Raw genomic sequence first — 22800 nt, forward strand, 5'->3', positions numbered from 1 at the left:
ATATTTACCACTGATTTTAGAATACATCATATATAATAATTCGTCAAGTAGTTATTATTTTAGGCATCGAACCTAAAATAACAAGGACTATTCATCTCCAACTTATAGAAGATAGGAGAATTACGCCCTTTTTGTTAAATCACGCTCTTTCAAAAATCATAAAACAAGCCAAAAATATTGACAATAAACTGAATAAATTGTTTTAGAATATATACATCTGAATGCGGAATACTATATCTGAATAATAAGGAGGAGATAATCATGAAGCTAATTGCTATAGGAGATGCTGCACCAAACTTTTCATTAGAAGACAATCACCATCAACTTATAAATTTATCAAATTATAGAGGTAAAAATATACTGCTTTCCTGGCATCCTCTTGCTTGGACACCTATATGTACAGATCAGATGAGATCACTTGAAAACAGCTGGGATAGTTTTCAAAAGTTAAACACGATACCCTTTGGCATAAGTGTCGATGCACAGCCGTCAAAAAAAGTATGGGCAGCTGCACTTGTACTTGAACATCTAAGCATTCTTGCCGATTTCTGGCCCCATGGTAAAGTCACTCAGGATTATGGGCTGTTTGTTGAAAAAGACGGTACATCCCAAAGAGCAAATGTACTAATAGATCAAAATGGCATTGTAACATGGGTTAAAGTATATCCACCAAATCAATTACCTGATATAAATGAAATTTTTGAGATATTATCCAATATGCAGCTGGCTGTAAAATAGTTATTTGCAACAGAATTAATGCTTACGGTGAAATCTTCACAGACATACAGGTGATTTACGTAAGCATTAGATTTTTTCTCCATCAAACAATTATTGAATTCAAAAACATAACTATCAGTGTTACTCAACTAAAACTGCCGTCCCTGATGCAGTTACCATAATCATATTTCCACCTTGTCCCAGCACCTCATAGTCAATATCCACACCAATGACTGCATTGGCTCCAGCTGCAGATGCCCTATCCTCCAATTCCTTCAACGCTTCTTCCCTTGCCTGTATGAGCTCTCCTTCATAAGATTTTGAACGTCCTCCAAAAAAATTGGTAAGCCCTGCAGCAATATCTTTGACAAAATCAACACCGGAAATCACTTCACCAAAAATAATTCCCCTGTATTCCAGGATTTTCTTTCCTTCTATGATGTTTGTAGTCGTAACAATCATTTTTTTCATCTCCTTATTTTAAAATCAGGTATTTATTTTGATTATTTTTAGATTAATTCTCAATAGAGCTGTGTATCAGGATCATAACATATTTTCCCCAAGAAATCCATGTATATTCTCTTTTATTATTCCAATGCACCAATGATAGCCACAAAAAAACTCAAGGTTACTTACCTTGAGTTTTGATATAATCATGTCGTTAACATGAACTTCCACATGTAGCTATTGCTCCCAGTGTCGCATTGTTGATAGCAAGTGTGCCAACGGTAACTGCACTAGTAACAGTTGCAACTACAGTATAGTTACAGCAGTCATCAAAACAGTTGCAATCACAGTCACAAACGAAAAATGAGAATGTCTCGCTGGCAACTAATGCCACCAAGTCAAAAGTTGATGCCGGTCCTACAGGAATGGGGTTAACTTGATTTCCACACTGTTTAAATACTTGGAAACTTACAGTTCCAGTAAAGGCAACAGCTGCAACAAGATTACTGGAAAATTCAAGCTTAACACATGGATCTTTCAATCCCTTGGTATTTAATGTTAAGGACGTAAGGGTAAAAGTAGTACCCAAAACCGTAGCAGCAGGTAACGTAGTTGAATTAGGGCAACTGCATTTTACAATAGTTGTACAATTCGTTTCTTTTTTTATATTATTACATGGATCACAGTTGTCTTTATAAGATCTAGACATATAATTCATAAACAAAATCCTCCTTTTTAAAATAAAGCAAAAGTATTTATAAATGTAATTGACAATTTTGTCATTGGCTTCTACTATAATATATGATGTGGTGAAAAAAAGGTGCTGGTAGTTAGGATTATTTCTCCATTTTCAATATCGATTACAAATCATCTTGAAAATTTAAAAAATAAAAAAGCCAATGTAGAACCATCAGCTTTTTATCCTTAAATTTTATATCCGCAGTTCATTTTTTTATGAATTTTTCTTCAATAATTTAACTGCAAAATCCTCTGCTGCTTTCATATCATTTTCATTGGGCCTTCCCTTAGCTATACCTCCAAAAATTTTGAATGGTCCGAAAGTATCAAAACCCTTGCAGGCAAAACTTCCGATCACATCAAAACCCTTGCTTTCAAGTATACTCTTGAGTGAATCGTTATAGTTTTCTTTACCCTGTCCACTGGTGGAAAAAACAAATGCCTTTTTATTTTCAACTTTTTCAAAATGTTCCACCAAATTTAATATGCTTTTATGAAACTTGCCATAAAATATTCCGGAACCAAACCCTATCAAATCATACATGTTGAATTGATCTGTATTTACTTCCTCTGCCTTCACTAATTTTCCTTTTAGAATACCGTTAATTCCAAGAGCAATTTTTTCTGTATTCTTATGTTCCGTAGATTTATAGATTATCAAGCTGTTCACTACATGTCAATCCTTTCTTAATTAAAAATTAATTGATAATTTGTAATATCCTAACACTTTTAGGATTCATTACATATTATGTATTAGTATATTATGTAGAGGTGATTTCATGAGCAATATAAAACCTGAAACTTTCGATTTTAAATCAGTTAAAGGCATTACGACAAAGCAGTTAGACGAACATTATAAATTATATCTAGGTTATGTAAACACGCTGAATAAAATCTGGAATACTACCTATATAGCTGCCAACTATGAAGACAGCAATTCAACCTATTCAGCAATGCGAAGTCTTAAGCGCGGTGAAACATATGCCCTGGATGGTGTAAAACTTCACAATCTCTATTTTGAAAACATGACTGGAGGAAGCAACACCCCCCAAGGTCCCATCTTCGATGTCATAAAAAATCAATTTTCTTCTTATAATACTTTTATATCCTATTTTACAAACGTAGGGCTATCCATTAGGGGCTGGGTGGTATTATCAATTGATTCTCTCGATAATAAGCTTCATATAATAGGAAGCGATTCTCATGACAACGGAGCAGTGTGGTTATCATGCCCAATACTTGTGATGGATGTTTATGAACATGCCTATTTCATGGATTTTGGAACAGACAGGAAAAAATATATTTCTACATTTATTCAAAATATAAACTGGAGAGTTCTAAACAACAGATTTAAAAAATATATTTCTTCAATGCAGTCTATGAATATACAACCCTTCAGACATTGTCCCTTTAGATATTTTTAAAAAATTCTATAACTAAAAAGTACTTACCCCGCAGTCTTAGAAATTCAGTTTCATATAATAATTCTATGGCAAATTTAATATCTGTTCTTTATTTTCCTTATACTTAACAATTTTTGTTTTACTTTCTCTTCGAAACCCTCATCAGATGGAAAATAATACTGTCTATTCTTTAAATTATCCGGCAGACACTGCATGTCTGTCGTTTTTTCCTTAAAATCATGGGCATATTTATAACCTTTTCCATATCCCAAATCATGCATCAGCTTAGTAGGAGCATTTCTGAGATGCAGCGGAACACCCTGGGAAATAGTATCAAGTGCATCTTTTTTGGCACTGTTGTATGCCCTGTAGAGAGAATTTGACTTTGGAGCAGATGACATATAAACCACGGCTTCCGTAAGATTTACACTGCATTCAGGCATTCCTATGAAATGAACTGCATTATATGCGGAAACTGCCACTTCCATGGCCCTTGGATCCGCCATTCCTATATCCTCCGAGGAAAAACGTATTATTCTCCTTGCAACATAAAGCGGATCTTCCCCCGATTCTAGAATTCTAGCCAGCCAGTAGATGGCCGCATCCACATCACTATTTCTCATGGATTTGTGTAGTGCTGAAATAAGATTGTAGTGTTCTTCTCCATTTTTGTCGTATAGCAGTGTTTTTTTGTTTATACACTGCTCAACAGCTTCTTTAGTTACATTGGAGGTACCCACATTGTCAATACAACTCATTATGACAATTTCCAGTACATTCAGGGCACACCTCGCGTCTCCATTTGCGTATATGGCTATGGTTTTAAGCATATCATCTGTGATATTTACTTTTAAATAACCAAAACCTCTTTTATCTTCTATTGCCCTCTTCAACAGGCTGACAATATCTCCTGTATCAAGAGGATGAAGTACAAAAACCCTGCACCTTGAGAGTAGTGCAGAATTTATTTCAAAAGAAGGATTTTCCGTAGTGGCTCCTATGAGTATGATATTTCCCTTTTCCACATGGGGAAGAAAAGCATCTTGCTGTGCCTTATTAAATCTGTGAATTTCATCTACAAAGAGAATTGTCCTGATACCCATTCTTCGATTTTTTTCAGCAGTTGTCATTACTTCCTTTATTTCCTTTATACCTGAAGTGGCAGCACTGAAATTTATAAATCTGGCTTTGGTAATAGAAGCAATTATCCTGGCCAGAGTGGTCTTCCCAACTCCAGGAGGTCCCCAGAATATCATTGAACTTATATTGTCTGTATATATTAGATTCCTGAGTATTTTTCCCTTCCCAAGTATATGCTGCTGTCCAATATATTCTTCCAAACTTCTGGGCCTTATCCTCTCAGCCAGGGGAGAAGATACATTTTTATCAAACATTGAATTCTGTACATAATCCATATTAAACACCTGCATTTTTAATTTTAATATAAATAGCCTCACACATACATTATACCTTAAATTCAATCCACTTTCCTAATATAGTACACAGCATAGATAACCACAGCTGCCCCAAAAACCTGAAGCAGAGTCACTGATTCTCCCAATACAAAAAAGGAAAGCAGCATGGCAGTAGGTATTTCCAGATTTCCTATTATTGAAACCTTTAAAGCTCCTATATCTTTTATTGCAGCATACAATAGAGTCAGCGGTATTATCCCACAAAACACAGCTAAAATTATAATACATATGACGAGTTTAATGCTAAACTCCCTTTGAAATAGAGCTGCTGGAGAAATAAAAACTATCAGTGACAAAAACGAAAAAACAATCGAATAAAAATTCACAGTAAGTGAATTTAAGCTTTTCATTTTTTTCTCCGAATATATATTCATAAAAGCATAAAATACTGCGGACAAAATCCCAAATACACAGCCTTTCACAGAAAATGAAGCCAATTTATTTACTAATCCCAAAGTTAAAAAACATCCTATAAATGCCATGACAACAGCAAAAATCTTTTTAGAACCAAAACTATTTTTTTCAACTAGAGAAGAGTAAAAAAAAACCATTATAGGATAAGTATAAAGTAATATGGTAACCATAGAAACGTCTAGATAGTTAAATGCCTTATAGTAAAAAACTGTCATGAGCGTATCACCTAGTATTCCCAAAACAGCTGTATGATAAAGTTCCTGTCTATTTATTTTTAAAATATTTTTATCTACAACTGATATGGTAAAAAACATAACCGGAATAGCTACCATGTATTGTAAAGCCAATATACTTATGGAATCCATGCCCTCTGAAAAAGTAATTTTTACTATAATACCACAGCTTCCAAATAATACAGCTGATAATACAGCATATAGGTATCCTTTTCTCATGCAGCATCTCCTTGTATTTAAATTTTCATATAAGATATCCTATTTTTAGTCCATTTCAAGAATTTTTGGAAATCTCTAGTTGAAATAACCAGTGTTGCTGTATTTACATTTGGATGAAACCCCACTCTTTCCGCTTTGAATATATCATTATCAATTATTGCTCTCACGCATTTGTCATCATCATTAATCAGTCCAAAAGGGCTTACAGATCCGGGTTTCAACCCTAAATACTTTCCCAGTCTTTTCTCTGAAGCAAAAGACAGTGGAGTACTTCCTATCTGTTTGGATAATTTTTTTAAATCTGCCTGTTTTGAATCTTCCAAAACTACAAGATAATGAACATTTCCCTTTCTATTCCTGAGAAAAAGATTTTTGGTATGATCACCTGGAATATGTATATCCAAACTATTCACATCTTCTACAGTATAAACTGGCTTATGGGTATACTTCTCATATTCGATACCTATTTCATTTAAAGTATCATATACTTTTTGCTCACCTTCACTAATCATTATAAACGCCTAATTATATTGATAAATATAATAGACTTTCTCACCTTCCCTTCTTTTATCATATAAGATATATTTTAATATTACTTATTATAATATCATAAGAAACCTGTTGTTCAAAATGTATTCACATTTTTTGTGGATTAAAAATAATATTTATAAAAAACTGCAGTGACAAAATCTAACTGCAGTTTTCATAAGCATTGACAAAATCAATCAACTATATTTCCGGGACTAAGAATTCCATTTGGATCAAACGTCTTCTTTATTCCCTCCATGATTTGAATCTCCCGTTCACTAAACTGAATGCCTAAATGTTTCTTTTTTGTTTTTCCGGTCCCATGTTCTGCTGTTATTGTACCGCCGTACTTTATTGCCGTCTTATATATTTCCACCATTAACTCTTCATAATAGGAAGGTATCTTGCCATTTTCACCCATGATGAAATTATGAATATTTCCATCGGCAATATGCCCCAGAGATACTATGTCATTATTATATTTTTTAGCCAATGCAGCTATGTCATCAAAGAAATCCGGTACACTTGAAGGAGGAACAGCTGTATCAAGTACATCTGCCAATACTTCCTTATAAGAATCATAGGCAGCACTTCTTATCTCCAGGATATTCCTCTGTTCCTTTGCAGTTTCTGCTATAATGCTGTTAACTGCATTGTGTTTTTTACATATATCAACAATCTTTTCACTGTTTGAATACAGTTCATCTTCGGTGTGTTCATCCAGCACAAACATCAAATCTATGGAACCTTCGGCAGCAGGCCAGGTAGTACCAAGCTTTTTTGCAGTCTTTACAGCAGCTGCCCTATCCATATACTCTACCGCCAGCGGTAAAATACCTTCCTGAAGTATTTCCGGTACTGCATCACAGGCTTCTCTCCTGTTATTAAATGAAACCAGAAGTGTACCAGAATACTTATTTACAGGGTAGAGTTTCAAAGTCGCCTTCGTAATGATTCCAAGAGTTCCTTCACTGCCAATCACCATATGAAGCAAATCATAACCCGCATTATTTTTTATGAGCTTACCACCAAGTGTAACTATTTCACCTGTCGGAAGAACAACTTCCAGTGCCTTTACGTGATTTCTCATGATTCCATGTCTCACAGCCTTTGAACCTCCAGCATTTGCAGCAACCATTCCTCCTATTTGTGCCCCTTCATCCCCTGGATGTATAGGGAAAAACAATTTACTGTTTTTACTTAAGAATTCCAGCAGACTACCTAAAGTAACTCCTGATTCAACAGTTATCATTAAATTCTTTTCATCTAGTTCAACAATACTGTTGAGCCTTTCAAGTGATAAAACAATACTCGGTTTTATAGGTATAGTTCCAGCACACACTCCTGTAGCTCCACCTCTGACAGCCACAGGCATCAAAACCTCATTGGCATATTTTAATATTTGAGATATTTCTCCCGGCGAACCAGGTTTAACTACTACACAATCTTTTGACGCCTCTGGTCTCAATAAAGGTTCTGTCTCATCATAAAGATAACTTTGCATTTTAGATAGTTCATCTACAACCCAGTCTTCTCCTACAATTTGCCTTAAATTTTCAATCACTTTGTTTTTCAACTCTATTGCCCCCTATTTTAATGAATCATTCAATTAAATTATATTCCTTAAAAATTCCCATATACTTCAATGCTTGTACAATTTATATAGGTTTTAAATCGCAAATTTATGTAAACGTTATACATATAAAATATACACTATCAATATTTTACATATATTCGCTAAAAGTTAGTTTACTACAAATTTTTGGCAATGTCAATAAATATTATAAACATTCAGAAATTTCGTATTTGACCCATGGCGTATTTTTAAAATATCCGTAGATATTCACATATATTTTATTGCAATAAGGTTATCAGGCATATTTAAATTTTGAATTTATGACAATTTCATTTTATAATAGATTTTATATACAGGTGAAGATAGAAAAAAGTAATAAATAGTATCATAAAGAGAAGCAGTGGTTGGTGTAAACTGTTTGATATAATTTATGAAATACATTCTTGAACCGCAGGCTGAAATTTCTAATAACTAGTAGGCTGAGCCGTTTAACTTGCGTTAAGAGTAAGAGATAAACAATAATTTGTTTCTGAAATAGGGTGGTACCACGATTAAGCTTCGTCCCTTAATCGCAGGTGCTTTTTTTATTACCACCTTGAAAATTTCAGAAATTCACTTTATTGCTTAACTAGGGTGGTACCACGACTGCTTCGTCCCTTGGCCAGGGGCGTTTTTTTATTGTTCAATTATAAATGAACAGCTGACAATGCACAATTTAATTAAACTACAAAACTTTAGAATTCGATATTTGAATTTATATTAAGAGGGGGTCATAAAATGAATATATCGCTGATAATCATAATTCTATATATATCAATGCTGTTTATAATAAGTTTTTTTGCTAGAAAAAAGGCTCTAAAAGGGGGAGAAAGTTATACTCTTGCAGGAAGACAGCTAACTACTCCCCTTGTAACCTGTTCACTAATAGGTCTTGCCATAGGTGGAGCCTCTACCATAGGTGTTGCAGAACAAGCTTATGACATAGGTCTATCTGCAGGCTGGTATAACGTGGCCTGGGGTACTGGAGCCATTTTGATGGGATTCCTAACAGCGGGAAAATACAGAGAGTTCAATGTAGCCACTGTCCCTGAATTATTTGGAAAATTCTATGATGAAAAGGGAAGAATTGTCTGTGTTATATGTCAGATAATTATTCTCGTAGTAATTGTATCCCTTCAATACATTGCAGGAGGATCCATTTTATCTTCACTGCTTCCTGAAGTATTCACATTGAAAACAGGTATGGTAGTTAGCGCCTGTGTATTTATAGGAATAACCTTCATAGGAGGAATGTGGTCTGCAGGATTATGTAATATGTTTAATGTTCCCATAAAATATACGGGAATTATACTATGCACCCTGCTGGCAGTAGCTTCCAGAGGAGGATTTGAAAATATAAAATTACAGCTTCCTCAAAATATACACTATTTCAGTCCTGTAGAGGGTACTGGCATATGGATAATTTTAAGCTGGTTTCTCATTATGATCACACAGGTTATGTCCATGCAAGGGCCTGTACAATTAGCTTTTGCCGCCAGGGATTCAAAAACCGCAAAAAGAGGATTTATAATAGCAGGGCTTCTCATGATTCCAATAGGATTTTTATGTGCTTTAATAGGCATAGCAGCTAAAACTTCTTTTCCCAATGTGAGTGCAACTCTGGCTCTACCTAAAATGATACTGTCTCTAAATCCCATAGCTGCAGGTTTGACTTTGGCAGCTCTCTGGGCCGCAGATGTATCTACTGCTTGTAATTTACTTTTGGGGGCATCTACGTTGTTTACCCAGGATATATACAAATCCTTTATAAATCCAAGAATAAAAAGTGAAAAGCTCATAGTAATGAACAAGACATTTGTAGTTTTAATAGGTATATTGACATTTATATTAGCTTTGTCCATGTCAGGCATATTAAAAACTATATCGATAGGTTTAAGTCTCTGTACAGCCTTTACCATAGTATTTTTATTTACCATATTCATGCCAAGTCTATGTAGAAAGAGTTCCGCTTTTTATACTACTTTAACAGGTATTATAGTGTTATTATTATGGGAAGCTATACCTTCTTTTAGAATTTTTCCACATGTAATATTTATGGAATGGCTGACTTGCCTCTGCGCTTTTCTGTTAATATCCATATTGGACAAAAGGACTATATATGTAAATACTAAATCTGAATCGGTCGGAAATATCATGTAATTTAAACTGAAATAAAAGCTGCAGTAAAATCTATTTATCTGCAGCTTTATTTTATCACAGAGATTAGGCTTACATAAATCCAATAATTACTTGTTCAAAGATATCAATCCATTATAGTTCCTGGGTTAAGAATTCCATTTGGATCAAATGCATTTTTTATATTTTTCATAATTTCAATTTCCCTTTCAGTAAACTGAAGGGGCATATGCTTCTTTCTCGTCTTTCCAGTACCATGCTCTGCAGTTACGGTACCTCCATACTTTAAGGCAGTTTTATACATCTTTTCTTTTAATTCCTCGTAGTAAGAAGGCAATTTGCCATTTTCACCCATGATAAAATTATGAATATTTCCATCGGCAATATGTCCTAAAGACACGATATTGTTGTTATATTTTTCAGCAAGAGCTGCTATATCATCAAAGAACTCGGGAACCGTTGATGGAGGCACTGCTATATCAAGTGCATCCGATATATTATCCTTATAAGGCCCATAGGCATTGCTCCTTATTTCAAGAATATTTCTCTGCTCCTTTGCAGTCTCAGCTATAATACTATCCACCGAATTGTATTTTTCACATATCTCTACAATCTTTTCACTATTGGAGTACAATCCATCTTCTGTAGGCTCATCCAACATGAATATCAGATCCACAGAACCCCCATTGTCTGCAGGCCATTTGCTGCCAAGCTGCTGTGCAGCTTTTTCCGCCACAATCCTATCCATATATTCCACCGCCAGCGGAGTAATGCCATCCTGCAGTATTTTAGGAACTGAATCGCAGGCTTCCCTTCTCGTATTAAAGGAAACTACAAGAGTGCCCGTATACTTGTTTTTGGCATAGAGTTTCAAAGTGGCCTTTGTAATGATTCCCAGCGTTCCCTCACTTCCAATCATCATGTGGAGCAGATCATAGCCCATATTGTTTTTTATAAGCTTTCCTCCAAGGTTAACTATTTCACCTGTTGGAAGGACTACTTCCAGTGCTTTCACGTGATTTCTCATGATTCCATGCTTTACGGCTTTCGTCCCACCGGCATTTGTGGCAACCATCCCACCTATTTGTGCCCCCTCATCTCCTGGGTGTATAGGGAAGAACAATTTGCTTTCACTTCCCAGCACCTCCAACAGATCTGCCAAAGTTACCCCTGCTTCAACAGTTATCATCAGATTCTTTTCATCCAGCTCAACAACCTTATTGAGCCTTTCAAGAGACAGAACTATTCCCGGCTTTATCGGTATGGCTCCACCTACAACTCCTGTACCTCCTCCTCTTGTAGTAACAGGAATCAGGTTCTTGTTGGCATATTTTAATATTTCAGATATTTCTTCCGGCGAACCGGGTTTAACTACCACAGAATCTTCTGATGCCTCCGGCCTCAACAGCGGTTCAGTTTCATCATATAGATAACCCTGCATCTTAGACAAGTCATCCAACACCCAGTCCTCTCCTACAATTTGCACTAAACTTTCAATTATTTCATCTTTCAATGTTATTGCCCCCTTTTTATGAATTGTCAAACTGTATGCTTATTTTTTATTTCATCAATCAATTCAGGTATTATTTTATACATATCTTCTACTATTCCATAATCCGCTACGTTGAATATAGGAGCAGATGGATCCGTATTGATTGCCACTATAAACTCCGATTCCTTCATACCCGCCAGATGCTGCGGTGCTCCTGAAATTCCACAGGCTATATATATTTTAGGTTTTACTCTGTTTCCGCTGTATCCTACCTGAAAATCTTTTGAAATAAACCCATCATCTACAACACTTCTGCTTGCACCAACTAATCCTCCAAGCAAATCTGCCAATTCTTTAATCATCTGGAAATCTTCAGCTTTCTTCAGTCCCTTGCCTGCTGCTACTATTACGCTGGCATCTGAAATATTTACTTCTTGCTGCTTCAATTCACTTATGACTTCTACCAGTTGGTTTTGCGGTTTTACTGCAGCTACTTTGATAATTTCCCCTTTATTTTGCTCATCTCTTTGTGCTTCATCAAATTCCTTGTACCTTACTGTAGACATCTGGGGATAAGTATCTGTCTTTATGTGGGCCAATATGTTTTCACTAAATGCAGGTCTTATTTGAATTAATTTTCCATCTTCGTCTATTTCAAGGCCTGTACAATCCGCTGTAAGACCTGTATTCAACGCTGCTGCCAGCCTTGGTGCCAGAGATCTTCCAAGGCTGGTGGCTCCTATAAGGAAAATTTCAGGTTTGATTTTAGATATAATCTGTTCCAGATTTATTTTATAAACAAGCTCTTCAGGCTCATCAAATACATCATCTTCTACATAAAAAACTTTATCGGCACCCCTGTATATCAGTTCTCCTGCTTTTATACCACTAGGCCCCAAAAGCACACTGTATACCGGAACATTCAATTTATCTGCAAGCTCCCCGGCCTTTCCGAGAAGCTCATAACTTACCTTGTGGATATTGCCTTTCTTCTGCTCTGCAAATACCAATATACCTTTATACTCTTTCTCCATATTATCAATCCACCACCTTTTTTTCTTCAAATATGTCAACAAGCTTCTCTACTGCTTGAGGAATATTTTCCCTGTATATTTTCCCTTCCCTTTTTGCCGTTTGGGGAACCTCAATTTTTTTAACCTTCGTAGGAGAACCCTTAAGTCCCACTTTGTCTGCACCCAGATTTTCCTCTAAATCCTTAAAGGTCATAACTTCTATTTCAGCCTTTCTGGCCTTCATCTTGTTCTTAAAAGATGGAAGTCTCGGTACGTTTATATCTTTTGTCACCGTAATAAGCGCGGGTAGTTTTATACTTTTTAAATAAGTTCCCTCCCATATTTCAGAGCAAACCTTGATTTCACTTTCACTTATCTCCTGGATTTTGCTTATATAGCTCCCATGAGGAATATTTAAAAATTCCGCTATTTCAGGTCCAACTTGCCCCGTATCGCCGTCTACTGTCTTTTCACCGGCAATTATAAGATCATATGCACCTATCTTCTCAATTGTACTGGACAATATAGTAGATGTAGCCCTAGTATCTGAGCCTCCAAATTTTATATCACTTACAAGCACTCCCCTCGTAGCTCCTCTTGCAATACACTCCTTCAATGCATCCTTTGCACTTGGCGGCCCCATACTTACAGCTGTTATAGTTGAATCAATCTTTTCACCTATCTGTACTGCCGCTTCCAGAGCATTCAAATCAAAAGGATTAATTTCTGTACCAGCAGATTTACGATCCACCACTCCCCTTTCACTGTCAAATTTTACTTTCTCCATATCCGGTACTTGTTTAACCAAAACTACAATATTCATACAACAGCCTCCATTTCTCTTATAATTTTAACAGTGCTGCAACCAGTACATTATATATGCATGTAAACTGTTCCATTAACATGCTGTTTGCAAATTTTATTAATTTAAAAATAAAAAAGTAGCTCTTTTTCGCTGGGGCGAAAAAGAGCTACCGCGGTACCACCCAATTTTATGCTCAATTGATGTAACGATTTATACAAAAACCGGCTCAGCTTACTAACTATATCTACATTCAGCCTGCAGCTCCTGGATGAGTTTCAATATGTGTATTTACAGGTTCCCACCTAATTCCCGTTCTCTTCAAATATCTTCATATTTACTTTGTCCTATCAAAGCTTTTGTGTTTTTTATTTGTTGAGTTATAGTTTACTATACATTTTTACCAATGTCAATAAATGCTGCAATAAAAATTCAGTTCAAAAACATAAAAAGTGAGTATTTTGCCGTTTCTCATTATCAGGTTTTACCTTTTCTGTGACTATTATATTTGCTTGTCTAAATTCCAACTATCCAGTAAGTTAAGTTTTAACAATTACCAAATAATCATATATTGCACACTACTTTACTCACTCCAATTCCAATTGCATTAGGGCCGACATGACATCCTATACTAAATGCTAAGGGATCATAAGTAACCTGTATATTATCAAAAGCAGCAGATACTTCATTTTTCCATTTTACTGCCATCTCATCATCTAAGAAACTTCCAGCAGCCCCTATTTTTATTCTTAAAGTACTTGGATCCCCAAAACGAAGATTAATATCATCTTTTATTGCCTCTATCATTTTCTTTTTACATTTATTCATTCCTCTGGTTACTGAAAAGGCATCTAATTTGCCTCCTTGAATAGTTAAAACAGGCTTTATATTTAAAACGGAACCCACAGCTGCACCTGCAGGAGTTACTCGTCCTCCCTTTTTCAAATACTCCAATGTATCCACTGCAATATATATACTGGATTCATAAGCATTTTTCTCTAAGATTCTTTTTATATCAAAGGCCGAGTAATTGTTTCTGGATAGGCTTACAGCTTCCATAACCGAGTGCTTTTGTGTAACAGATATTCTATGATTATCTACTACCTCCACACGTCCTTTATATTCCAATGCCAAACTCAAAGCAGTATGACAAGAACTGCTTAATCCGCTGGACATAGGTATATATACAATCTCATCATATCCATCGTTTAAAATAGATTCCCATAAATTTACAACATTTCCTGGAGATGGCTGTGATGTTGAAACATTTTTTCCTGATATAAGGCTATTATAAAATAATTCCTTAGTAATATTTTTTCCTTCAAAATAAATATCATCCTCAATAATGATAGGCATGGGAAGAATATAAATGCCCCATTCTTTTGCTTCACGTTCAGATATTCCACTATTACTATCAGTTACAACAGCTATATTCATTTAGTAGCTTTACTCCTTATTATGACAAATTTAGGTTTATTAAAGGTAACCTATAACCCAAAATCTTCGGTTATATTTTCTAAAATGCAAATACATTAGAATGCTCATTCTGAGCATAAGTATATCTCTACGTAAAAAATTACTGTTTTTTAACCTAAGTCATATAAACATTTTATCATTTTATGCTGAGATTTACAAAAGTCTCTTACAAAAATTTTTAACTGTGTAATCTTATTTATTTTATACTAAAATGGATCTTTTACCAATATTATCATTGAATTGGTCTTAAAAACTTGAGTTCCTACATACATTAATGATATAATAAAAACTATTAGTAAGTTTTGAATTAAATTTCAAGGCTTAATAACCATTTTAAGGGGGAAAATAAATTGAATAAAAAAACCTTATCTGTTATTATGAGTCTTGTATTAACCGTAATGACGTGCGGAAACGTTTTTGCTATATCTTCTACAGCAAATACGTCAGACGAATTAAAACAAGCTCAATATAACAAAAGGCAATTGGAAGCAAAGGTGGGAGATTTAAATAATCAAATCAATGGCGTAATACAAAAAATTGATGAAAATAAAAAAGATATGAATAGAATCGCCAATAATATCAAAAACACACAGGTTAAATTGAAAATTGCCAAAAATAATTCCCAATTACAAAATGATCTCTTCAAAAAAAGAGTACGAGCCATGTACATAAATGGCACCAATGGATATCTAGAGATCATATTGTCTTCCAAAGATTTAAGTGACTTTTTATCTAGAATTGATACTATTACAAGAGTTATAAAGTTTGATAATGGTATTATTGCTAAACTAAAAAAGAATGAACTAGCTATAGAAATGGAAAAGAAAACTTTAAATACTGAAAACAACAGGTTGCAGTCTTTAAGAGCAAACAATGAGGTTATCTTATCTAAATTAAGTAATGACATAAGCCAGCAAAAGCAGCTGCTTTCTAAAGCAACTGAAAGAGAACAAACACTATTGGCTGAACAAAATTCTCAAAATGCACAAACTTCTTATTATACTGCCATGGCTGGTACTAATGGCGGAAATCAAACCTTGTCCCGTGGAGGATCCTATTCTTATTCTAGAGTCTTCTCCATGCAGGCAACTGCTTACTGTGACAACGGTTATACAGCTTCTGGAAGACCTACTAGAAGAGATGCCGGCGGTTACAGCACTATTGCTGTAGATCCTAGAGTTATACCTCTTGGCTCCAGAGTTTATGTAGAGGGATATGGGTATGCTATTGCAGCAGACATCGGTGGAGCTATTAGGGGAAATAGAATAGATTTGTTCGTACCCTCCCAAGCTGAAGCCCAAAGTTGGGGAAGAAGATCTGTAAATGTATATGTGCTTAATTAACCACATTGCTGAATTTCAAAAACTGCATGCCTTTTATAAAAAGCATGCAGTTTTTTTATAGATATTTATCGCCTACTTTATTCATAATATTCTGTATTACTATTTACATGGATCTTCTCACTTCCATTTTCAGCATAATCATTTTAACATGTTAAGTATAATGTACTTATAAAGTTCCGGAATTACATTAAAAGAATAGGGTAAATTCAACCTCTCCGTATATTTATGCAGATCTTTTCCCTCCCCTCCAAAAACTATTACCGGAATATTAATTTTTTTCAATTCATCTACAGGAAGTTTATAAATTATATCATATCCCACTATATTGGAAATAAGACTGTCTACAGAAGAATCACTTTCACAGATACCTGTATAACTTGCATCTGATATACCCATAAAAAAATCAGTTTTTACTATATTCTCCTGAAACTCTTCTCTCGCATACTCAATGGCCCCGTCGATAACATCCATGAACTTACTGCTGATGCCATCTTTATTTGTCAGATATTTATGTGGATAATATGGTGGAATAAAGGAAATTATTATCATAGGCTTTTTTTCTTCATATAACTCATATGCTTCCCTCACTATATTTACAGCTATTGTTTGATTGTCCTTTTTCTCCTTCTTCCACACATCAATTTTTTGACTTATATAACTGCTAAAATCATCATATTTATTTTCAACTTGTGAAAGAATGTCTCTATAGGTCATGACACAAGGCTGAAAATGCTCAAGGTCCAAATTTTGATGCGATTTTTTCTCAAATCCATTTCTTTTTTGCGAGATGTTATCCAATACATTCAAAAAAGCCGTATTAGCTAAACTTTTCAATTTTTCAATAAGCTCTTCGTATTTTATTTTAAGAGTCAATACATTATAATATGCTGCAGCATAAAGAGGGCTCTGAACCGAATAGAGTTCCTTTAAATCCATCTGTTTTAAGCACATAGGCGGCGGAGTAACAGTGCCATAGGCACTATCTGAAAATTTCTCACTACATTCTAACAGTCTGTTAATTTCCGAAACTATCAAATTTGGATTCAAACCGTTTAATGATTCACCTACATGGGTTTCTTTTCCCACACAAAAAAACAGAGGCATGATCTTACCTACACTGCCTATGTACAATCTCTTACTTTCAATTTCTCCCTTTTCAGGTATACTTGGCTCAGATATTATCATACCACAGTAATTATACTTCTTTTTTTCAGCTAACTTTAGCAGAAAAGGAACTGCTGCAACCATTCCCTCAGAATTGCTTTCCTCCCCGGGCACTATGAGAATCATCACATTTCCTTTAAAATTTCTATTTATACTGAATTCTCTTATGAGCTCCATGTTAAGTGCTATTCCGAACTTCATGTCTGCCGTCCCTCTTCCAAATATCCAGTTACCTGATTCAACATCTCTTCTAGTGTTTTTATCCAATTCCATTTCTGAAATTTTTTTAGTACATTTTTCCACGTCAAAGGCTACAGATTTTAAATGCCCAAATTCTTCTATTCCAACTACATCCAAATGTCCCGATAGTATAAATGTACTTTGATCACGTTCTTTTCCATTTACCAACGCCCATACAAAGCTTCTGCCCAAAGGATCACCTGCGATATCCTCTATTCCTACATTATGACTATTTTCTTTAAAATAAGGAATTTCCACAATTTTTTTATATATTTTATCCGCCATAATGCTCTCTTGATTTGTTCCAGATATACTTGGTATAGCTACTAATTCTTTCATAGTATTATAGACGTTCTTCTGAAAATCCATTTTTCATTCTCCTTTTCATATTCACTACATTTTTAAATGTGAACATAATTCTATGACTATAAAATATGATTCCAGCATCAATGTAGAAATTAATTATGCATAGCTTTCTTATGAGTATTTAATATTCTGCTTAAAAGAAGTTCATATACAGGTTTAGAATTCAACATATCTGAAAATACATAGGCAGTTACGCACACCACGGAAATTGGCAAAAGGCTAGTAAATGCTCCAGTCATCTCTATAATAAGCACAACACCCGTAATTGGAGACTTTACAACTGATGAAAAATATCCAGCCATTCCAAGTATTATCAAATCGTTTATATACTGTAGATCAAATCCAAATAGTACATGAATAATATTTCCATAAATACTTCCTACAAGTGCCCCAATAACTAGAAGAGGTAAAAATATTCCCCCTGGAGTACCTGAACCATAGGAAGACATTGTAAATAAAAATTTTCCTACTAGTATTACAACCAGCATCTGGACAGTCATATTTGAGATTGTAAGATCAGAAACTAAATCATGGCCTCCTCCCAGCACCTGCGGCAAAACAAGTCCCATAACACCAGCTACCAAAAAAGCTATTACAGGCTTATTTTTTACATTGAGAAATTTTATACTGTTATAAATATCCTGGGATTTTAAAAGTGATTTATTAAATGCCACTCCACATAAAGCTAAAATCATTCCAAGCATTACTATATAACCATAATCTCCAAGAGTCACCACTTTAACATATTTGAAATTAAATACAGGCGACATCCCAAAGAACTGCTTAGCTATAATATCTGAAATAATAGATGCTGAAAAAGCCGGAATTAAAATTTTAGGTGAAAAATTTTTATGAATTTCCTCGAGTGCAAAAATGCATCCAGCTAAAGGTGCATTAAAAGCAGCTGCAAGTCCTGCACTGGCACCGCTTGTCATTAACAATTTTTTCTCCAGATCAGTTCCTTTAAATAGTCTGTCAACACCTTGTCCCACTGCTGCGCCTATTTGTATGGAAGGTCCCTCTCTTCCTAAAGATAATCCTGCTGCAATTGCCATAACACCTGCTATAAATTTTTTTAATATCACCTTGTACCAATTCATGCTCAACTTTCCCATCAAAATACCTTCTACTTGGGGTATACCGCTGCCGGCCACCATAGAATCACTCTTAACTATACATCCAACTATATAACCTGAAGTTGCGAGGACAACAGTCCATATTGGAATAAACCAGAGCTTTTCAAGCTGCATACCATAAATAAAATGTGCAAAGATAAGTGATTCCTCCAAAAGATACCTGTAACACGATGCTACAAATCCTGTTAAAATACCTACTACTATGCTTCCTAAAATTATTTTTATTTTAAAATCATACCAAATCCTCATTGTATTTACAATATTATTTATCATTTACATCTCCCATATAAGATCTTACAGTACAAACACCAAATAATAATAAAGATTTTCGGTATTAACCGAAAACCCACCACAATTTGACATCTAACCTCTTAACTCTGACATTTAAATATACTATACTTTTACCATATTTAAGAATTATTTGATCTTGTTAAATCCATATAACCCAATGCGGCTGATATTTCCGAAGCACATTCAATTACAGCCTTAACTTTTTGTTCAACATCCTTATTTAAAAGTCTATTTATAGGGCCAGTCATGGAAAGTGCAGCGATAACTTTACCATCCACAAAAAAAACAGGTACAGCTATAGCCCCCAATCCTTTTTCCCTTTCTCCTCTACTTACAGCATATTTATTTTTGCGCACTTCCTCTAAAGACTTACTCAAAGCTTCATCATAATTTCCCAATAAAGCTTTTATTTTCTCGTCTGGTAACGCAGCTAGCAATACCTTACCAGGTGCTCCTTTTTCCAGAGGCAATATGCTTCCAATATTCATAACCAGCCTTAGGCTCTGTCTTGATTCCACTCTCTGTACACAAACACGCTTATTGTTATTTCTCACATACATAGTAACACTTTCATTGAATTTATCTCTCAGTTTTACCATATATGGAAATGCAACTTGCGTAAATTCCTTCTTCAAGATATTTATACTTATATTTCCCAACTGGACAATCAAACTGCCCAGATAATATTTTTTGTTTATTGGATTTCTCCGTAAGTATCCTCTTTTTTGAAGGGTACCGATAAGTCTGTGAACTGTACTAGGAGACAAATTAATTTTATTTGAAATTTCCATCAATGATAATTCTATACCATCAAAAATAAAACATTCCAATATGTCAAAGGCTCTCTCTATTGACCTGGTACTTGAATTTCCATCTGCCATATTAATTCCCCTCTTAAAAATTTTAGTATTAATTACTCTGCTGCTAACTAATATACAATTTATATAATTAGTATTTCATCCTAATTTTTCAATTATCAATATATCATTCATGTCTATTTGTGTCAAGCTGTTGTTTTTGCTAGTCTGTGCCAATTTTAACATTAGATTTTTTCATTTTCTCCAATGATTTTATCAATTTAGGCAGAACTTCAAGGCAATCTCCCACTGTTCCTATCTTTGTAATTTTAAAAAGGTTGAAGCATTCCGGAGTAACATGTCTAAATAAGTATAATTCCATCCTTAGGCACTGCCCCTGCTGTAATCCAATCCCTGTAAGTGCTCCCTGAACTGTAATTTTTATCTTATTTTTCTTCGCATAAGATACTATATTTTTGAAAAACATTTTTCACCATGGGCACTACATAATGACTTCCCCCTTTATCCTTGGCATTCTCTACCATTGCCACCACAAGAAGATTTGGATTATTTACATTAACCGCTGCAAACCAACCCAACTCCGTCCCCGTTCCATCTTGCTGAGATGCCTTTATTTCGGCAGTACCTGTTTTTCCTGCTAAGTTCATACCCGGAATATATGCCCCGTGCCCGGTTCCATGTGGATTTTGAACTACCTGCACTAAATCCCTTAAAATGGTATTTGCTATTTCTTTGGAATATACACTTTTCTTCCATATTTCAACTTTGGGGTGATCTTTATACAGCAAATATGGTTTAACTATATTTCCGCCATTGACAAGTGAATCATATATAGCCATAAGGTGTACCGGATTCAACAATATCTGTCCCTGGCCATAGCCGCTGTCAGCCAATTGAATCTCACTTGTTATCTTGTTATCAGCTGAAATTTGTGACTTTGAAAGTTTATACTCAAAAGGCATAGTTTCTCCAATACCAAAATTCTTCAATTGATTTTCCATATTTTCTTTTCCTATATCAAGTGCAGCTTGTGCAAAATATATATTATCCGAATGCACAAGTGCATTTAAGAGATCACTCGGCTGCCCATAATCTTCCACTCTTGTAATGTAGTATCCTCCCCAGCTGCTGTCTTTTCGCCATTTGAGGCCTGAAACATTCTTGGATTCCTCTGGATTCAGCTTTCCCGTCTTCAGACCTATTGCAGCTGTAATAGGCTTGAAGATAGAACCCGGAACCTGAATGCCCTGAAAGCGATTATAAAAAACCCTTTTTTTATCTTCATTCAAGCTTTTCCATTTATCATTTGACATACCCATTACAAAATCATTGGGATCAAATGAAGGTGTACTTACCAATGAGAGAACCTCACCAGTTTTTGGATTCATGCTTACCCCTGTACCTGCATCTTGCTTTAATTCATCGTAGAGTAAAGTTTGAATCTTTGAATCTATAGTGACTCTTATATTACTGCCATTCTCAACATTTTTCTTTATAATGGTGCTTTTTCTTTTCCCATTTCCATCTACAATATATATATCATAACCATCTCTAGCTCTTAAAACATTATCGTATATCTTCTCCAGTCCGTATTGTCCTATTACATCATCAGCACTGTAATTCTTGTCAGATTTTAAATCTTGGGCTGTAACCTTTCTCACGTATCCTGTAAGATGAGCCGCTGCATCCTTAAGGGGATATATCCGTTCCTCAACATCTCTTACACTTACTCCTAAGCCCTGTTCCAGAAAATTTAGCCTGTCATCGTCCTCTGGCATAATTTTTATGGGAATAAACATATCCTTTTTTACATAGGATTCAGAGAGCTTCTTATCTATGTCCTCTTCTGAAGTATTCAAAAGGGCTGCAATCTGTGCCTTAATATTTTCAGGATTTTTATTAAATTCACCAGGTATAATTCCAACCTGAGCTGCATTTCCATCTTCAGCTAAGGCATTTCCATTTCTATCATAAATGGTTCCTCTTTTCCCTCTTTTAACTTCCACTCTAACTTTATCATTTTTGTCCAGTTTGGGAAATATGGCCTTGGAATCCCATGCAATTTTCCACTCTTTATTTTCTTTTTCTAAATTTATAGTATTTGAAAATTTTATTTCACCAGCTGGAGTATCCATATCAACCTTTACAGGAACCTGGGCTTTTCCATCCTTATATTCTATATCCTTATCAGTGTCAATTTTAACGCTTATTTTTTTTAATTCCATACCGCTGTAAATATTATCATACCTGTTTATAAAATTCTTTTCTGATATTTCCAATTTGCTGTCACTACTTATCTGACGGTACATTAATTTATAATCTTTCTGCACCCATGCCTTTATATAATCATTGCTGCTTTTCTCTACAGCCTTGTTTTTGCTGCAGCCTCCTGCAACAATTAAGAACAAAAGCATGCAAATTGCCAGTAAAAATTTACGTCTCATACATCAACCTCATTACCATATATAAATTTGTAATCTTTTATTATCATAATACATCCGTTTTATTTTCTCAATGAAAATATGGGAAATTCTCAGAGCTATTTTCCTTCCCGTTCTATTAGTATCCTCTATGCCAAATTATATAAATTCATTTCTATCCATACAGGTTTTTAATCTCTGATGAGTTTATAGCAAGTGAACTACCACCACTTATAGAAGTGGATGGCTTCTTAGTCAATATTCCTAATGGAACAAGTTTACCTAAGCTCTAAAGGTCGAACCAACCTCAGTGT

General features: G+C 34.8%; 20 protein-coding genes and 2 other annotated features. Of the genes, 4 read left to right on the top strand and 16 right to left on the bottom strand.

Annotated features, from left to right (window positions below; translation table 11 throughout):
* Positions 1-261 precede the first annotated feature (261 nt).
* Positions 262-738, top strand: coding sequence for a redoxin domain-containing protein (locus tag LN736_RS17275; protein ID WP_150357704.1), 477 nt, complete (start codon positions 262-264; stop codon positions 736-738).
* Between the two features lie 120 nt (positions 739-858).
* On the opposite strand, the gene LN736_RS17280 is transcribed toward LN736_RS17275, so the two are convergent.
* The 3 genes from LN736_RS17280 to LN736_RS17290 all read right to left on the bottom strand — a co-directional run bounded on the left by LN736_RS17280 (position 859) and on the right by LN736_RS17290 (position 2572).
* Complete coding sequence (locus tag LN736_RS17280) at positions 859-1179, bottom strand: putative heavy metal-binding protein (protein WP_150357706.1); 321 nt, start codon at positions 1177-1179, stop codon at positions 859-861.
* Between the two features lie 199 nt (positions 1180-1378).
* Positions 1379-1882, bottom strand: coding sequence for a DUF4489 domain-containing protein (locus LN736_RS17285; RefSeq protein ID WP_150357708.1), 504 nt, complete (start codon positions 1880-1882; stop codon positions 1379-1381).
* 234 nt (positions 1883-2116) lie between these two features.
* On the bottom strand, positions 2117-2572 hold the full coding sequence (locus tag LN736_RS17290; RefSeq protein ID WP_229982079.1) for a flavodoxin family protein: 456 nt from the start codon (positions 2570-2572) through the stop codon (positions 2117-2119).
* 109 nt (positions 2573-2681) lie between these two features.
* Here LN736_RS17290 and LN736_RS17295 point away from each other — a divergent pair, with 109 nt between their 5' ends.
* Positions 2682-3326, top strand: a complete 645-nt coding sequence (locus LN736_RS17295) for a superoxide dismutase (RefSeq protein ID WP_150357712.1) — start codon at positions 2682-2684, stop codon at positions 3324-3326.
* A 74-nt stretch (positions 3327-3400) separates the two neighbouring features.
* On the opposite strand, the gene LN736_RS17300 is transcribed toward LN736_RS17295, so the two are convergent.
* From LN736_RS17300 to LN736_RS17315, 4 genes are all read right to left on the bottom strand, one after another.
* The gene (locus LN736_RS17300; protein WP_150357714.1) at positions 3401-4720 is read right to left on the bottom strand and encodes a replication-associated recombination protein A; all 1320 of its coding nucleotides are present in this window, start codon (positions 4718-4720) and stop codon (positions 3401-3403) included.
* Positions 4721-4782: 62 nt separating this feature from the next.
* A complete protein-coding gene (locus LN736_RS17305; RefSeq protein WP_179977518.1) occupies positions 4783-5646 on the bottom strand; it encodes a DMT family transporter in 864 nt (287 codons plus the stop codon).
* 17 nt (positions 5647-5663) lie between these two features.
* The gene (locus tag LN736_RS17310) at positions 5664-6155 is read right to left on the bottom strand and encodes a prolyl-tRNA synthetase associated domain-containing protein (RefSeq protein ID WP_179978295.1); all 492 of its coding nucleotides are present in this window, start codon (positions 6153-6155) and stop codon (positions 5664-5666) included.
* A gap of 212 nt (positions 6156-6367) precedes the next feature.
* Positions 6368-7750 (bottom strand): FAD-binding oxidoreductase, encoded by a 1383-nt coding sequence (locus LN736_RS17315; RefSeq protein ID WP_150357720.1) that lies wholly within the window; start codon positions 7748-7750, stop codon positions 6368-6370.
* A 350-nt stretch (positions 7751-8100) separates the two neighbouring features.
* Positions 8101-8319, top strand: a binding site (T-box leader).
* Between the two features lie 208 nt (positions 8320-8527).
* Here LN736_RS17315 and LN736_RS17320 point away from each other — a divergent pair.
* Positions 8528-9949: a sodium:solute symporter family protein gene (locus LN736_RS17320; protein WP_150357722.1), complete on the top strand. Its 1422-nt coding sequence runs from the start codon at positions 8528-8530 to the stop codon at positions 9947-9949.
* A 103-nt stretch (positions 9950-10052) separates the two neighbouring features.
* On the opposite strand, the gene LN736_RS17325 is transcribed toward LN736_RS17320, so the two are convergent.
* From LN736_RS17325 to LN736_RS17340, 4 genes are all read right to left on the bottom strand, one after another.
* Complete coding sequence (locus LN736_RS17325; protein ID WP_179977519.1) at positions 10053-11438, bottom strand: FAD-binding oxidoreductase; 1386 nt, start codon at positions 11436-11438, stop codon at positions 10053-10055.
* Positions 11439-11464: 26 nt separating this feature from the next.
* Positions 11465-12451: an electron transfer flavoprotein subunit alpha/FixB family protein gene (locus LN736_RS17330; protein WP_179977520.1), complete on the bottom strand. Its 987-nt coding sequence runs from the start codon at positions 12449-12451 to the stop codon at positions 11465-11467.
* Between the two features lie 4 nt (positions 12452-12455).
* Entirely contained in the window at positions 12456-13253 is a 798-nt protein-coding gene (locus LN736_RS17335) for an electron transfer flavoprotein subunit beta/FixA family protein (protein WP_179977521.1), read from the bottom strand.
* Positions 13254-13383: 130 nt separating this feature from the next.
* Positions 13384-13595: a binding site (T-box leader), on the bottom strand.
* Positions 13596-13796: 201 nt separating this feature from the next.
* Positions 13797-14669 (bottom strand): DegV family protein, encoded by an 873-nt coding sequence (locus LN736_RS17340; RefSeq protein ID WP_179977522.1) that lies wholly within the window; start codon positions 14667-14669, stop codon positions 13797-13799.
* A gap of 389 nt (positions 14670-15058) precedes the next feature.
* Here LN736_RS17340 and LN736_RS17345 point away from each other — a divergent pair, with 389 nt between their 5' ends.
* Positions 15059-16051, top strand: a complete 993-nt coding sequence (locus LN736_RS17345; RefSeq protein WP_150357732.1) for a 3D domain-containing protein — start codon at positions 15059-15061, stop codon at positions 16049-16051.
* 138 nt (positions 16052-16189) lie between these two features.
* Here the strand turns inward: LN736_RS17345 and LN736_RS17350 are convergent, their stop codons facing one another.
* The 5 genes from LN736_RS17350 to LN736_RS17370 form a co-directional block, all read right to left on the bottom strand.
* Entirely contained in the window at positions 16190-17824 is a 1635-nt protein-coding gene (locus LN736_RS17350) for a M20/M25/M40 family metallo-hydrolase (RefSeq protein WP_179977523.1), read from the bottom strand.
* Positions 17825-17913: 89 nt separating this feature from the next.
* Positions 17914-19230, bottom strand: a complete 1317-nt coding sequence (locus LN736_RS17355) for a ClC family H(+)/Cl(-) exchange transporter (RefSeq protein WP_179977524.1) — start codon at positions 19228-19230, stop codon at positions 17914-17916.
* A 137-nt stretch (positions 19231-19367) separates the two neighbouring features.
* Positions 19368-20129: an IclR family transcriptional regulator gene (locus tag LN736_RS17360; protein ID WP_150357738.1), complete on the bottom strand. Its 762-nt coding sequence runs from the start codon at positions 20127-20129 to the stop codon at positions 19368-19370.
* Between the two features lie 139 nt (positions 20130-20268).
* Positions 20269-20427, bottom strand: a complete 159-nt coding sequence (locus LN736_RS17365; RefSeq protein WP_229982080.1) for a hypothetical protein — start codon at positions 20425-20427, stop codon at positions 20269-20271.
* A 64-nt stretch (positions 20428-20491) separates the two neighbouring features.
* Positions 20492-22510 carry a penicillin-binding transpeptidase domain-containing protein gene (locus LN736_RS17370; RefSeq protein ID WP_179977526.1) on the bottom strand — a complete coding sequence of 673 codons (2019 nt, stop codon included), beginning with the start codon at positions 22508-22510 and terminating at the stop codon, positions 20492-20494.
* Positions 22511-22800: the final 290 nt, after the last annotated feature.

Source organism: Clostridium aromativorans (assembly GCF_020908015.1).
Classification (GTDB): Bacteria; Bacillota; Clostridia; order Clostridiales; family Clostridiaceae; genus Clostridium_B; species Clostridium_B aromativorans.

Bases quoted from the DNA above. Each gene is read 5' to 3' on its own strand.
- LN736_RS17275 (WP_150357704.1), top strand. From the start codon at position 262: ATGAAGCTAATTGCTATAGGAGATGCTGCACCAAACTTTTCATTAGAA.
- LN736_RS17280 (WP_150357706.1), bottom strand. From the start codon at position 1,179: ATGATTGTTACGACTACAAACATCATAGAAGGAAAGAAAATCCTGGAA.
- LN736_RS17285 (WP_150357708.1), bottom strand. From the start codon at position 1,882: ATGAATTATATGTCTAGATCTTATAAAGACAACTGTGATCCATGTAAT.
- LN736_RS17295 (WP_150357712.1), top strand. From the start codon at position 2,682: ATGAGCAATATAAAACCTGAAACTTTCGATTTTAAATCAGTTAAAGGC.
- LN736_RS17300 (WP_150357714.1), bottom strand. From the start codon at position 4,720: ATGGATTATGTACAGAATTCAATGTTTGATAAAAATGTATCTTCTCCC.
- LN736_RS17305 (WP_179977518.1), bottom strand. From the start codon at position 5,646: ATGAGAAAAGGATACCTATATGCTGTATTATCAGCTGTATTATTTGGA.
- LN736_RS17320 (WP_150357722.1), top strand. From the start codon at position 8,528: ATGAATATATCGCTGATAATCATAATTCTATATATATCAATGCTGTTT.
- LN736_RS17330 (WP_179977520.1), bottom strand. From the start codon at position 12,451: ATGGAGAAAGAGTATAAAGGTATATTGGTATTTGCAGAGCAGAAGAAA.
- LN736_RS17335 (WP_179977521.1), bottom strand. From the start codon at position 13,253: ATGAATATTGTAGTTTTGGTTAAACAAGTACCGGATATGGAGAAAGTA.
- LN736_RS17340 (WP_179977522.1), bottom strand. From the start codon at position 14,669: ATGAATATAGCTGTTGTAACTGATAGTAATAGTGGAATATCTGAACGT.
- LN736_RS17350 (WP_179977523.1), bottom strand. From the start codon at position 17,824: ATGGATTTTCAGAAGAACGTCTATAATACTATGAAAGAATTAGTAGCT.
- LN736_RS17355 (WP_179977524.1), bottom strand. From the start codon at position 19,230: ATGATAAATAATATTGTAAATACAATGAGGATTTGGTATGATTTTAAA.
- LN736_RS17360 (WP_150357738.1), bottom strand. From the start codon at position 20,129: ATGGCAGATGGAAATTCAAGTACCAGGTCAATAGAGAGAGCCTTTGAC.
- LN736_RS17365 (WP_229982080.1), bottom strand. From the start codon at position 20,427: ATGGAATTATACTTATTTAGACATGTTACTCCGGAATGCTTCAACCTT.
- LN736_RS17370 (WP_179977526.1), bottom strand. From the start codon at position 22,510: ATGAGACGTAAATTTTTACTGGCAATTTGCATGCTTTTGTTCTTAATT.